Origin of the sequence: Streptomyces sp. NBC_01314, from assembly GCF_041435215.1 — a bacterium.
Taxonomy (GTDB): domain Bacteria; phylum Actinomycetota; class Actinomycetes; order Streptomycetales; family Streptomycetaceae; genus Streptomyces.
This window is the reverse complement of sequence record NZ_CP108394.1, coordinates 700997-714082: the sequence shown is the minus strand read 5'-3', so window position 1 is coordinate 714082 and position 13086 is coordinate 700997. Positions and strand designations below refer to the sequence as shown.

Below are 13086 nucleotides of genomic sequence, written 5' to 3'. Positions count from 1 at the left end.
AGGTATACCTCCGCGACGGCTCCCCAAGATCTGTGCCAGAACCCCGCTCTCGCTCATGAGACCAGCCGGGTGAGATCAGGTGCTGCTGCCCGTCTCAAGGGGGTGGGACTTCGGGTATCGCACGGAGAGGGCCGCGATGTCGTCGTCCAGCCTTCCGCCGCTGAAGCGGAGCAGGTCCTGGTGAAGTCGGTCGAGCAGTCCGTGGGGTGACAGCGGGTTCTGCTGTCGCATCCAGTCCTGCAGTGGGAAGAACTCGCCGGCGTGATCCCGGGTCTCCGTCACGCCGTCGGTGTAGAGCAGGAGCTGGTCGCCCGGGGCGAAGGGCACGGTGTCGGTGCGGTAGTTGTCTTTGACGAGTGCCGCGAGGTTGAGAGGCGGCGAGGGTTCGCTGGGCTCCAGGACGTGCATCTCGCCTTGGTGCACGAGCAGCGGCGGGGGGTGCCCGCAGTTGAGGAGCCTGACGTGGCCGCCGCCGCGCGGGATCTCGGCGAGCAGCGCGGTGGCGAATCGCTCCGGGAGGTCCTGGGAGGGGTAGGCGGCGCTGTGGCGGCCGATGCTGATCTCCAGGCGCTGGATGACGCTCGTCAGGTCGGGTTCGTCGTGCGCGGCCTCTCGGAAGCAGCTGATCAGCGCAGAGGCGGCCCCCACTGCGGAGAGGCCCTTGCCCCGTACGTCTCCCAGGAGCAGCCGGACGCCGTGAGGTGTCTCGGCCGCCTCGTAGAAGTCGCCGCCGATCCGGGCCTGGGCCTGGGCCGCGACGTACAGCGATTCGATCTCGATGCCCCCGAGGCGGCTCGGCAACGGTCGCAGCAGGACTTGCTGGGCAGTGTCGGCCACGAGTCGGATCTGGAGGAGGGTCTCCTCCCGCCGGAGCCGGACGTGGCTCGCGTAGGCCGCCGCCAGGGTGACGGCGGCGATTGCAGCCGCCGTGTAGGGAGTCCCCAGGTCGGTGTAGACGAGGCTCAGGCCGAGCATGATCAGCGCGCAGAACGCGCCCAGGAGGATCGTGGGGAGCACGGGCCACATCGAGGCGGCCAGAGCGGGCGCGGCAGGCAGGAGGCGGCTGATGGCGATGTCCCTCGGTGTCGCGAACGCCAGCGCGCCGATGAGGATGGTGAGGATCGCCGGTGACAGCCGGACAGCGTCCCATCGGTCACCGTGTGGACGACGGCGTCGCTGTCGCCTCAAAGTAGGCACGAAATGAATTGTAACTACAACAAAGCGGTCATCGGGCCAGGCGTGAACGCATGTTCACGCCGGCTTGATGCCATGATCGCCGGACTCCGCCTCACCCAGGCGGCGCTCGCCGACGAGCAGCCTCACAGCCCTGGGCAGGGGCCCTGGCGGGGCCGCCCAAGGCTTCTGGAAGAGGTTGAGGCCGCCCTCCGCGAGATCCTCGGACAGGTTGTCGGCGAAGCCGAGACGCCGGCAGATGTCAAAGCCGACCAAGCACCCCGGCTGCGCCCAGGTCGTCATCGGCGGCACCGCGCGAAACGTGATGTCCGGCTCGAACCGGAGCATGGTGGTCGAGGCGAACGATTTGAACCCGCGGAGGGTCAGGGCCTTGAGGTGACTACGCGAACGCGCCGGTACGCCTGGGCATCACCGCCAAGTCCAAGGGCAGCGAATGGACCGTGCCGCTGGAGGTCCCCGTCACCATCGAGGGCGCGCCCTGAACGCTGGTCAGGCGGCCAGGGCGTCCCGCAATTCCCGTACTGCGCGGTTCGTGGTGGTGCCCGGTGGGGATCGCCTCGTACAGGTACAGGTACAGGTACAGGGCACGGCGGCGCACGAGCCCGGTGCGGTTTCTGCTCGCCCCGGGCCCGCACCTGCCCAGGCATGACGGCAGAAGGCGCGCGGCGCCGCGGGTGGCTTTGTTTGCTTGTAGACCTGGTCAGGTGCGCCGTCTGGTTCTTCTCCGCCATGGTCGGCTGTGGACGGTGACGGTGCTGGTCATGCAGGCTCTTGCGTCGTTCTGAAACTCCTGCGTCGGACGGGGCGGGGTGTGAGGCCGCCCCAACGTCAGCTGTCTCCCCGCCCGCCGTTGTCATCTCTGTTGCGCCAGAAGGCGGGGCACTCTGTCTTTGCCGCCGCAGGCAGGTCCTTCTCGATCCGGCTTCGCACGGATTTCAGGGTTCGTGACGTGCCCGCCCCGTCGGCGCGGAAGGTGTCGGCCGGCTCGTCGGGGCGGTCCATGACGACCACCAGCAGGTGTTCTCCCTTCGCGTAAGGGGGCTCTCTTCCACTTGGCGCTCATGGTGGTGAACTCGATCTTTCGCTCAGCGCCCTGGCCCGGTTTGATCCAGTCTGTCGGTGTCAGCCGGGCAGCTGGTTGAGTTTGCGGATCTGCTGGTCGAAGACGCGGGCGGGGACGAGGCGGCGGGCTTTGCTGACGCGTGAGGCCACGGGTCCGGCGGTGTAGCGCAGGTTCGGCTTCTTGTCGGTGGCTGCCTCGACGATCACCTTGGCGACGACGGCGGGGTCGTCGCCCTTCTCTATCCCCGCCACCAAGCTCTCGTCGAAGACGCGCCGCCGCTCCGCGTACAGAGGCAGCGGGGTGTCGGGCCGCGCGGCGTTGGCCTCGAAGCCCGTCCTGGTGAGGGCGGGCTGGACGAGGAGGACCCGGACGCCGTGCTCGCGGACCTCGTGGTCCAGCGACTCGGAGTAGCCCTCGATGGCGTGCTTCGTCGCGACGTAGAGGGCCATGAAGGGCTGGGGGGTGATCCCGAGGACGGACGAGAGGTTGATGATGCGTCCGCTTCCCTGAGCACGCATGTGCGGCAGGACGGCCTTGGTCATACGGATGACGCCGAGGACATTGACGTTGAAGATGCTCTGGGCCTGGGCGAGGGAGTTCTCCTCGACGGCGCCGGCTGAACCCATACCGGCGTTGTTGACGAGGACGTCGATGCGTCCGAACCGGTCGATCACCTCTGCGACCGCGGCGGTGGCCGAGTCGTCACTGGCCACGTCGAGATCGAGGTACGTCACACCGGCGGGCGGGGTGAGTCCGGAGGTCTTGCGGCCGGTGCCGATCACCTCGTAACCAGCCGCGACGAAGGCGCGGGCCGTCTCCTTGCCGATCCCCGATGAGGCCCCTGTCACGAGCGCCACCGGCCGAGCTATCGCCATTACGAACTCCTTGAATCATTGGATTGCGATCGTTTGGCTTACGGGTTGTGAGGCTATGGGGGGGAGGGCGACGAATGGCAAGTGGTCGACCTGATCCGCCGGACAGCCCTAGACGTCGAAGGTGTGCCGGGAACAACAGGGTTCGCGGCGCAGCTCTCGGCTGACGGTGAGCCAGTCGGTGTGGTCTGCGGTGCGTTGTTCAGCCGACTTGGTGGCGAACGCGCCGACCAGGTCGTCCTGGCGGTGCACAACGCCGTCGCGCATGACCCACGAGGTACGGATCAGATCATCGAAGTCCTGGAAGGGGTTGCCGTCGATCGCCACGAGGTCGGCGAGCTTTCCTGGTTCCAGGGTTCCGAGGTCGTCACCGACTCCGAACAGTTCTGCGGGGATGGCAGTGGCTGTGCGCAGCGCTGCCGCGGCGGACAGACCGGCGGAGCGGTGCAGGACGCGGAGGCCGAGATGGAGTTGGAGGCCGGTGGGGGTCAGAGGGGCATCGGTGCCCAGGGCGAGTGTGCCGCCGTCGGCGACGATTTTCCGGAAGACGGCCGCGTCCTGCTCGAGGGCCCGTGTGGCGGCATCGTTGAGTGGGGTCGCCGCGATTCCCTGGACGAAAGCGGTGTCCCAAGGAGGCATGAGTGTGGTGACGCGTGGGTCCTTGGCCGGTGAGGGGTCCGTCATGAGCAACGCCAGAGCGATGAACGGCGTGACAATGATCTTGAATTCGCCGCCCCGGTACATCTCGTGGACGTCCTGGTAGGCGTGCCCGGTCGGGGAGAGGCTGTGTCCGTATTCGGAACGCTCGGTGGCCTGCAGATGACTGGTGAGGTCCTGGCCGACGGCTGCGCCTGGTGACAGGAAGTGGCTTCCCGAGAGGACCCCGAGTTCCTCGTGGGCGGTTCGGACGGCCTCCCGCATGATCCAGGTGGGTGCGCGTACGTAGGTCTTGACGAAGTCGTAGTCGAGCGCGACCGCCCGTTCCAGGGATCGCCTGACGCCGTCCTGGGTCCGGTGGGCCCTGCCCATGCTGTAGGCGACCCGACTGCCGTCGATCAGCTCCCCGGTGGCGAACAGGCGCGGTCCGTTCATGCTGCCCGCGGCCACGGACTCCCGGATACGCACCGCCTCGTGGGCGAAACCGCCGAGCGAGACGCTGCTGGTGATGCCGTAGGCGAGCATGAGGCTGTTCTGCCGACCTCCGTACGTGTACTGCCACGGGTGCATGTGGGAGTCCCACAGTCCCGGGATTACGGTGGAGCCGGACGCGTCGATCAGCTTCTCGCCCGCCGCTGCCCGTGCGCGGTGGGGTTCGACGGCAGCGATGCGGTTGCCGCGGACAACGATGTCGACGTCCTCACGGACCGTCTCGCCGGTCCCGTCCCACAGGCGTCCGACGTGCACTCTGGTGACGTCGGAACGGGCGGGCAGGCGGCGGCGGTACTGCAGCGGCACGGGGATGGTGCGTCGGCCGGTGCCGTCGCGTTCGATGAGCCTGAGCCGGCCGCTCGATTCGTAGAGCAAGCTGCCGGAGTCGCCCGACCAGGAGGGGTGGTCGGCCGCCTCGTCGGTGAGGCGCGATGGATCACCGGCGGGTGCGCCGTCGGGGTGCACCGGCATGACCCACAGGGCGGACTCCATGATGAACGCCATGGCCGAGCCGTCCGGCGACCATACCGGGCCGCCGTGACCACGGTCGGACAGGGAGGCGTGCGGTGTGGGCTGATGGGCGGTCCACTGCCCGGTACCGGTGTCGACGACGCGGATGACGTTGTATCCCTCGCGGAACCGGGGGTTGAGCTGGTTGCGGTCGCAGAACGCGATGTACTTGCCGTCGGGCGACCAACTCGGGGGACCGGGCAGGCCGTTGGCACCGAGCGGCGCGACGAGCGTCTCCTCGCTTCCCGTGGCCAGGTCACGGATGAGGAGGTTGCCCGTGGAGTCGTGGCAGGCGAGTCTTGAGCCGTCGGGGGAGAGCACGGGGTGCAGGCGGCCTCCGGTTGCCAGCACATCGGCGCGGTCGCTGCCCAGCCAGTGACGGTGGACGCTGATCAGGCTGCTGCCCTCCGCGCCTCCTTCACAGGAGAACAGGACGCTCTCTCCGTCCGGTGCCCAGGACGGCATCTGCACATAGGCGGACGCGTGCGCCTGCACCAGCTTCCGGGGACGATCTCCGATCGGCATCACCCACAGGGCGTTGAGTGCGGCGAACGCAACCGATTTCCCGTCGGGAGAGAGCACCGGGAGGTGGATTCCCCGCACCTCACGGTCGGCCAACGAGTCGAAGTCGTAGCGCTTTTGGCGGTACTCCGGCCGGGAGAGGCTCAGTGACGCCGTGAAGGGGATCTGTTCCGGCGCGGACTGTGCGGTGCCCGGACGCCGGACCTTCACCTGCCCGTCGGCGACATAGAAGAGCTCACCGTCCGGGGTCCAGCAGGGCGGGAACGGAGAGACGTCCTCACCGTCGGTCACGGCCTCGCCGTCCACCATGAGGACGGAACTCGCCGCATTGAAGGGCGCGGCGAAATCGCCCACGTGGACGTAGGCCACCCGGCCGTCCGTGGCGACCGCCGGACCGACCAGCGTGCCCGCGTCCACCGTACGTACCACCGACACATCCCCGCCCCCGGCCGGGACAGAGGCCAGAGTCCGTCCGCCGCCCGCCTTGGCTCGGACGAACATCAGCACGGTGCCGTCCGGGTGCCAGGCCGGGTCGTAGTCCTCCACCTCCGCATCGTCGGTGAGCTGCGCCAACTCACCCGACAGCACATCCACCGTCCAGATGCCGTAGGAACTTCCGGCTACCGGATCCCCGCCGCGCTCGGACGAGAACGCGATCCGCGAACCGTCGGGCGACCAGGCCACACCCCGGTCGTCCCAGGGGCCGGATGTCAGTTGACGTAGACCGGAACCGTCCGCCGCCATCGTCCACACATGGAACCCGCCCCCTTGATACGCGCAGACAGCGATCCGCGAACCGTCGGGCGACCAGGCCGCACGGGTCGGTTCCAGGTCCGCCGAGGTCAGCGCCGTCGCCGTCCCGCCCGCACGCGGAACAGACCACAACGCACCCTGCACCGCGGCGATCAGCCGGCCGCCGACGGGCGAAGCGGACACAAATGCATTGGTGCCGGCGGTGAACTCATAAGTCCTGGCCGGTGCCGAAAGCGCAGCCGCACCGTTGGCGGAGGAGGAAACAGAAGAGGGGGAAACAGAAGAGGGGGAAACAGAAGATGCCGAGGCTTGTCCTGAAGGCAGCGAAACGGCTGCGCCGGCCATCCCGCCCAACCCGGCCCTCAGAGCGCCTAGACGAGACAATTCATCGTGCTGATCCATCAATCCTCGCAAGCAATCAGTGCATCGGCAGTGGACTGGCAGACGGAGCGGGCGTGGCTGTGCCACTCTTTTCTCCGTCGGCCGGACACCTGCCGACACCTCTTTCTTTCCATGGAAGTACCGTGCGGTGACTGGGCCCGGCGGTCGCTCCCGTGGCAGGGAAGCGGCCGCCGGGCCCGTCCAGCGCGCCAATCCCCGTCCCCACGGGTTGGCGCGCGGCGGGGCCGTCCTCCTCCGCTCTGGGATACGGCCCCTGTCTTTTCGCGATGACCGGCGCCGGTATGCCGAGCTACCGGTATGCGCATCGCATTCCGTTGACACGGGTCGTCGGCGCGGCCCTCGCCGACGTGGAAGGCGGCCAGAGCGGCGCCGGCCGGGTCGGCGCCTCTGACCTTGCCGCGCGGCCGGCGTCGTCAAGGGGCGCGGCCACTGTCCGGCCGGCGCTCCCGGCCTCGGGGATCGCAATCGCCACGTCATCCTCCTGCGGTGGGGCGCGAGTGGATTGATCACGTCCGATGCTATGGAGGGAGGCCTGGAAGCGGATCCGTCACCGTATCCGTCAGCACGTCACCAGATGGGGATGAAACGAGGTATCGCGAGTGGCTCCGGCGGCAGCAGACCCTTTGACCTCGCCGTTTCACAGGAGCGTCCCGTCCAGGATCAGATACGACTTCATCGATGCGGCCCTCATCGCTTCGGCGAGCGTGGGGGCGAGGGTGCCGAGAACACGACGGGGCGGGCATCACCGGATGCGGTCCCTCGTGGTTGTCCGGGGCGGCCGGCTCGGCGTACTCGGAGAGGTGAGCGACGATCGTTTCAACCACGTCGGCGCCGTCCTTCAGATCCGAGCGGGCACGACCTGGCCGGCAAGGACGAGCGGGATGTCCGCCGGAAGCAGAGCGAGGACCGCGGCCGGCTCCCCGGTGGTGGTCACCTCGCGGGCCACGGGCAGGCCCCGCTTGAACCGCGCAATCGCGGCCTCGGACTGAGCGAGCATCTCTTCACGGCTCGGCTGGGTCACGGGCCGCCGTCCCTTCTGCCTTCTTCGGGGTTCTCGCACGGCTCGCAACACGGGCTGCGGCTGCCAGCGTGAGGGCCGAGGGCCCTGTCCGGCGCGGCATCTCCGCCGCCGCCGCGGCACCCGCGCATCATCCGTCGCGATGTGGCCGTGGCTGTGGCCGCACTGACAACGTTCCGGGCGACACCGTCCTGGTGCAGGCACCCTCCCCACCCGGTTCCGGATCCTCCAACCAGCTGCCCTGCACACGACACTGACCTGCCCGTAGCAAGCCGAGGACGACCCGACGCGGGCGTGGCGCCCGGCAGCCTGGGCCCCAAAGCTACTCAAACCCGGGATCAGGAACTGGCACTGACGCACAGGATGCCGTGACTGAGTCGACGCAAGGGGTGGCAGACAGGACTTGAGTGAGTGTCAGGTCCATCATGCCTGTTCGGAGGAGGTTTTCGGTAGGACGCACAGCACGTCCGTTCGACCTTGTGGCAGCTGGTACCGCGCGCCAGACTCGTCGTCATCCACTCTCCGGCCAACCTGTCGGCAACCTTTCTCGGTTGTCGGCGCGTTCGCTGTGCTGTCTCGCCGTGTGACGTGCACCGGTCGGGGATGGGGGGACGAAGGGGATCGATGGATCAGGACATGGTTGTGCTGGCGAGGGTCAGGCTGCTCAGTGCCAACCGGCGGGTGGTGCGCGGTGCCGAGGGGCTGTGGATCTACCGCCTTCTGACACAGGTCGAGCCGGAGGCGTACGGGTCGAAGCTGGCGTACGTCCTGGTGGAGGCGAGCGCGTCGCCTCTGGTACGGGAGTTGCCTGAGCGACGGTTGGCCCTGTTGGACGAGGCGGTGGAGGTGGCGAAGGCCCTCGGTACGTCGAACCCCTACCGGGCGAAGATACTGGCGAGGGCCCTGGCTGCCAGGCAGCGGGAAGTGGAGTGCCGCCCGGCGGAGCCGCTCGCGTCCGATGGGCGGGAGCATCGGGCGGCCCTTCAGGAAAAGCCGCAAGAACGCGCATGACCCGGTGGGTGTCGGGCGTCGACTCCCTGGACGGTGAAGAAGGGGAGGGCCCAGCCCCGCTGTCTGGATGGAGCGGCGCCTGATTCCTCGGATGTACAGCTCGGAGTGTGGGGGCTCCGACCACGGTCGGGGCCCCCACACTCCCGATGCCTGGCACTGGGGTAGGGGTCGTACTCACCTATCGGCAGGTACGGTTCGATCAACGTTCATTGCTCGTCGAGTTGGGGATGGGAGCCGCACCGACCCAGCGGTGATAGGCGTCTACGTCGACGTTGCTGCCGCACACGATGGTGACTACGTGGCGGCCGGCGAAGCGGGCACGGTGTTCGAGGATCGCCGCGATGCCGAGCGCGGCAGAAGGCTCGACGATGAGGCCGGCGTGGTCGAGGAGCATCCGCATACCGGCGATGATCGACGCCTCCTGGACCAGGACGGCATCGTCGGCGACCAGGAGGAGGTCCTTCAGGACGGCCGGGATGGGACGCCGGCCGGCGACGCCGTCGGCGATGGTATCGGTCGAGTCGGTGGTGACGACACGTCGTTGGTGCCACGAGTGTGTCAGCGCCGGTGCGCCCAGCGGCTGGACGCAGACCACCTCGACTTCGGGTGCCAACGCCTTCACCACATGGCCCACGCCGGTGGCCAGTGCCCCACCGCCGAGAGCGATCAGGACGGTGTCGAACGACGGCCCGGTGCCCACCAGTTCAAGGCCGATGGTCGCCGCGCCCTCGCAGGTCTCGATGTCCAGGCTGTCTTCGACCAGCCGGATGCCGTCGTAGCGCGCGATGGCCGCCGCCCGCTCGCGAGCCATCTCGTGGTCGCCGTCCACCAGCTCCAGCCTGGCGCCCAACGCGCGGATGCGATCAAGCTTGGCCGCCGTCGCAAAGCGGGATGCCACGACGGTCACGTCAAGCCCCCGGCCGCGACCGGACCAGGCGAGGGCTTGGCCAAGGTTGCCCGCGCTCGCACACACCACGGCTTGACAGGCATTGTCGGCGAGCAGGCCCGCGATTACCTCGGTACCGCGGGCCTTGAAACTGCGGACCGGGTTCGCCGTTTCGAGCTTGATGCTCACCGTGCACCCGAGGTGAGGCTCCAGCGCCTCGCAGCGGTACAGCGGAGTGTCGAGAAAGACCGGGTCGATCACCCGGCGGGCCGCCCGGATCCGAGCAGTGTCGAGACGCGTCTCCTGCACGACACAGCAGCGTAGCGCCACCGGCACTGTTCCATGAGTAACTGCCAGGAATCGCAGGTCGGTTGAGGTATGTCCCGCTGAGGCGGGTTCCTCGGGGCGTTCAAGGAGGTGACCGTTCTCGAAGCGGGCGCCGACCCGGACTCGTCCTGCAGGGTTTCGCCCCGAGTGATCGACTGCGGCGGGCGCCGGCGACTGGCACCCGGCGCACCCTGGACCTGGAGGAGGTTCGGCTGGAGATACGGGACGACAGGGGTGAGGCGCTCGCCGACCGGCTGCTGCGGCCCAAAGTCCGTACGTGGAGCCCGTCCTCCCGTGGGACAGATCTGATTGATCTGGAACTCGACGCAGAGCACTACACCCCCGTGCCCGGATACGCCAGGCCCATCTGGGAACGCTGGCTCGTCGGCCCGCCGAACGCCTCTGGCGCCTGGGCCGGCCTCGACACCCGGCAGCGCGGGGCCTGGCTCGATCTCGTCCGCGAGCGGGGCTGCCGGCTTGGGCATTTGCATCGGCCGGGCGGGCACGACTACGAGCAGGATGGCCGGCACATCACTGACGAACCGGGCCTCTATCTGGCACTGGGCGAGGCCGTCAACGGGCCCGGCGGCTACTTCGGCGGCTGCCTGGCCGCCCTCGTTGACTGCCTGCGCGGCAACTTCGGCCACACCTCGCCCGCAACGCTGCTCTGGCGAGATGCCAAGACCGCGCGCGAGCACCTCTCCCGCGTCCTGACGCCGGAAGGCGAGCCGTATGACCTGGTCACCACGGTGCTCGAAGCCCTGACCGAGGGCGGGATGCGCGTCACCTGTACTTGACTTCCTTCCCTCGGCTCGCGCCCTGGGGCTTTCTGCTACGTCGTCGACTGGCCGCCCGGAGTGCTCGGTTGGGGTCGCACGCCGGCTCGGCAGCGTGTCACCGCCGGCTCGGCCCGGCGCGGGAATCGGAAACGTCGTGCAGTCGCCGGCCCGGCTGTGTCACTGGAGGGAGTCGTTTCGGTGGTACTCCTTCCGAGCCGAGTCCTGCCGTTGCTGGTACTGCTCATTCCAGAGATCGGCGAGCTCGCCGAGTGCGCTGTTGATACGGCCGAGTTCCCAGAGCAGGTAGATGCCGGCGCCGGCGAACGGGATCCACTCACCCCAGTGGAAGAGGAGAACCGGCATATAGAGCAGGCCGGCCAGGACAAGGAATTTGACGTAGATCTCAGCCGTGTACGTCTGTTTGCGTTCGACGAGGACCTGCTCACCGCGGCGGTGGATCCACTTCAGGCGCGATCTCATGACGACCCCCTCCGGCTCTGGGCCGACATCATCCCGTCCGCGGTTCCGTGAGCGCCAGTACGCGATCGGGGCGGGCCTGGTCTCGATACGGGCGACGACGACCATGGGGTGCAAGATGGCCGGACCGTTCGCCTACTTGGGCAACGATCTGGTGTAGGCCCGGAATGACACCGAGATGGCCGGTGCCGAGGCTGTTGGCGGAGACGATCGACGCGTATGACGGGTTGGATCTCCCGCGCGATCCCGCCGACGCCGTCCGCGCTGCCCGTTCGTTCTGGAGTTCCGTGAACCGTCGCGGCGCTTCCGGCCGGATCCGGCTGTGCCACCTCCGGTTTCATCGCCTCCGTCGTCCGATGGCTGGTCCCCCCACCTACGAGACCGCCGCCGACGCCCGCCGCTGCCCGCCGCTGGAACTCCACGTCACCGACTGCCTCGACCGTCGGACCGCTTCGAGGGATCGGCCACGGTCGGCTCTCCGCCGGGCGGGACGCGTACCGTGAGATCGACGGCCCCGGTTCCTGACGAGCGGTGGGGGCAGGGGCCTGACGGTGAGAGCCGGGTGAAGGGCCAGAAGCATGGTTTGCTGACAACCTCGTCGCATAGCCTCGCGCATGGTGACGGGGACGGGGACGGGGACGTCAGACGTTAGACGTTAGACGGATCTGTATTGAGGAGGCAGTGGTGTTCGCAAGGGGCACGCGGTTGCTCGCGGGCGCGGTGATCGTGGCTTGCATGGTGCTCGTCGGCCCCAGTGCGCCAAGCGATGCCCTCTTCGGTAGGTCGTCTCCTGTCAATGCCGTCAGGGATGTCGTTCCGAACCGGGTGATGACGTGGAACATCTGCAACCCCTGCGATGAGAGCAACGTCGACCGGGCTGCGGAGATCGCCGTGTACGCGCCCCAGGTCGTCGGCATGCAGGAGACGTGCGTGCGTGACGTGGAGAGGATCCGGGAGTATCTGGAGAGATTGCACGGGCTGGTCTATCACGTCGAGTACGGGACGGTTCTTCAGAGTTGGAGCCGGTGCGGGGGAACGCCGTGGAGTCCGGGAGGCTTCGGTCAGGCGATTCTCTCGGCGGCGCCGTTGACGGACCGCGTCAGCGTGGAGTATCCGGAGGGCGGTTCGGAGAATCGCGGGTACATGGCGGTCACCACCGTGGTGGGGGGCCGGTCGGTGCGGGTCTTCAACACGCACCTGGCCCAGCGGCGTCAGGAGGCGTTCCGGGAGGACCAGATCGGTGTGCTCGCCGCGGACGTAGCCCGGCACGACCGTGCGATCGTTCTCGGTGACTTCAACGCGGTGCCGGACGCTCCCGAACTCGCCCGGATGTGGGAACTGGCCAAGGACGCGGACTCCGGGTGTCGTCCCTTGTCCGGCGGCACCTGCGGGGTGACCACCGACTGGCAGAGCAAGTTTGACTACATCTTCCTGCGGGGCATCGCCCCGGTCCAACACCGGGTGCAGCCCTCACCGTCCTCGGACCACCATCTGTTCCACGCCGATCTGGACCCAACCTGAGGCGTATTCACGGCCGTTGCCTCTCGGAGCCCCAACGCGGACGGGTCGCCGCGTGCGGGATGGGAACCCGGTTCCGCACGGTTTCAGCGGCACCGATGCCTCAGTTTCGGGCGACCTCTTCATCGTGGCCCACTGAGCCGGGTAGTTGGGACGTATCTCCCTCCGCGACCATGCGCACCGCGCGTTCAGAGGCTCGGGAGGACAGGGGGACCGGACGCGCGATGACTCCGCTCTCCCAGGGACTCGAGCCTCCTGAGACCCGAACCCGGAGGAATTCACACACTTCGTTGCGGTGGCAGGATCACTTCGTGGATCTTTCTCGGGGCTTGGCTGATTGGACGGACTGGGACGGTGCCGCGTTCCTGGTGGGTCGCTCGCTGGGGGTCTTCGGTGAGTCCGAGACGTTCACGGAGGTCAAGTGGGTGTTCTGGACGGACAACCCGTTGGGGAATGCTCTGCACGAGGTGCTTCTTCAGTTGGTCGGAGCGGGAGTGTTGGAGCGGCGGGAGGAGCCGGACGAGCAGTTCCGGTGGTCCGGCCGGTGAGTGAGCCCAGACTGCTCGGACATGGGGCGGTGCCACCGAAGCGGACACCCTGCGCTG

The 13086-nt window shown here is 68.1% G+C and carries 11 protein-coding genes and 2 pseudogenes; 4 read left to right on the top strand and 9 right to left on the bottom strand.

Annotated elements, in window-relative coordinates; all coding sequences use genetic code 11:
* Positions 1–75 precede the first annotated feature (75 nt).
* The 7 genes and pseudogenes from OG622_RS03285 to OG622_RS03255 all read right to left on the bottom strand — a co-directional run bounded on the left by OG622_RS03285 (position 76) and on the right by OG622_RS03255 (position 7486).
* A complete protein-coding gene (locus OG622_RS03285) occupies positions 76–1197 on the bottom strand; it encodes a PP2C family protein-serine/threonine phosphatase (protein WP_371573097.1) in 1122 nt (373 codons plus the stop codon).
* Between the two features lie 54 nt (positions 1198–1251).
* Positions 1252–1521 carry a hypothetical protein gene (locus OG622_RS03280; RefSeq protein ID WP_371584464.1) on the bottom strand — a complete coding sequence of 90 codons (270 nt, stop codon included), beginning with the start codon at positions 1519–1521 and terminating at the stop codon, positions 1252–1254.
* Between the two features lie 501 nt (positions 1522–2022).
* Positions 2023–2205, bottom strand: a complete 183-nt coding sequence (locus OG622_RS03275; RefSeq protein WP_371573095.1) for a hypothetical protein — start codon at positions 2203–2205, stop codon at positions 2023–2025.
* A 111-nt stretch (positions 2206–2316) separates the two neighbouring features.
* A complete protein-coding gene (locus OG622_RS03270) occupies positions 2317–3132 on the bottom strand; it encodes an oxidoreductase (RefSeq protein WP_371573093.1) in 816 nt (271 codons plus the stop codon).
* Positions 3133–3240: 108 nt separating this feature from the next.
* Positions 3241–6246: an amidohydrolase family protein gene (locus tag OG622_RS03265; protein ID WP_371573091.1), complete on the bottom strand. Its 3006-nt coding sequence runs from the start codon at positions 6244–6246 to the stop codon at positions 3241–3243.
* Positions 6247–7105: 859 nt separating this feature from the next.
* Positions 7106–7192 (bottom strand): annotated as a pseudogene (locus tag OG622_RS03260) (IS5/IS1182 family transposase); the annotation flags it as partial.
* 111 nt (positions 7193–7303) lie between these two features.
* Positions 7304–7486, bottom strand: coding sequence for a hypothetical protein (locus OG622_RS03255; protein ID WP_371573089.1), 183 nt, complete (start codon positions 7484–7486; stop codon positions 7304–7306).
* A gap of 633 nt (positions 7487–8119) precedes the next feature.
* Between OG622_RS03255 and OG622_RS03250 the strand changes: the two genes are divergently transcribed.
* Positions 8120–8494: a hypothetical protein gene (locus tag OG622_RS03250; protein WP_371573087.1), complete on the top strand. Its 375-nt coding sequence runs from the start codon at positions 8120–8122 to the stop codon at positions 8492–8494.
* A 199-nt stretch (positions 8495–8693) separates the two neighbouring features.
* On the opposite strand, the gene OG622_RS03245 is transcribed toward OG622_RS03250, so the two are convergent.
* Positions 8694–9689: a threonine/serine dehydratase gene (locus OG622_RS03245; RefSeq protein WP_371573085.1), complete on the bottom strand. Its 996-nt coding sequence runs from the start codon at positions 9687–9689 to the stop codon at positions 8694–8696.
* 134 nt (positions 9690–9823) lie between these two features.
* On the opposite strand from OG622_RS03245, the pseudogene OG622_RS03240 reads away from it, so the two are divergent.
* Positions 9824–10504, top strand: a pseudogene (locus tag OG622_RS03240) (barstar family protein); the annotation flags it as partial.
* 159 nt (positions 10505–10663) lie between these two features.
* Here OG622_RS03240 and OG622_RS03235 read toward each other — a convergent pair.
* A complete protein-coding gene (locus OG622_RS03235) occupies positions 10664–10966 on the bottom strand; it encodes a hypothetical protein (RefSeq protein WP_371573083.1) in 303 nt (100 codons plus the stop codon).
* A 702-nt stretch (positions 10967–11668) separates the two neighbouring features.
* On the opposite strand from OG622_RS03235, the gene OG622_RS03230 reads away from it, so the two are divergent.
* The gene (locus OG622_RS03230) at positions 11669–12484 is read left to right on the top strand and encodes an endonuclease/exonuclease/phosphatase family protein (protein ID WP_371573082.1); all 816 of its coding nucleotides are present in this window, start codon (positions 11669–11671) and stop codon (positions 12482–12484) included.
* Between the two features lie 326 nt (positions 12485–12810).
* Complete coding sequence (locus OG622_RS03225) at positions 12811–13029, top strand: hypothetical protein (protein WP_371573080.1); 219 nt, start codon at positions 12811–12813, stop codon at positions 13027–13029.
* The last annotated feature ends 57 nt before the right edge of the window (positions 13030–13086 follow it).

Excerpts from the sequence above, each read along its gene's own strand:
- OG622_RS03250 (WP_371573087.1), top strand. The coding sequence starts at position 8,120 with ATGGTTGTGCTGGCGAGGGTCAGGCTGCTCAGTGCCAACCGGCGGGTG.
- OG622_RS03235 (WP_371573083.1), bottom strand. The coding sequence starts at position 10,966 with ATGAGATCGCGCCTGAAGTGGATCCACCGCCGCGGTGAGCAGGTCCTC.
- OG622_RS03270 (WP_371573093.1), bottom strand. The coding sequence starts at position 3,132 with ATGGCGATAGCTCGGCCGGTGGCGCTCGTGACAGGGGCCTCATCGGGG.
- OG622_RS03280 (WP_371584464.1), bottom strand. The coding sequence starts at position 1,521 with ATGCTCCGGTTCGAGCCGGACATCACGTTTCGCGCGGTGCCGCCGATG.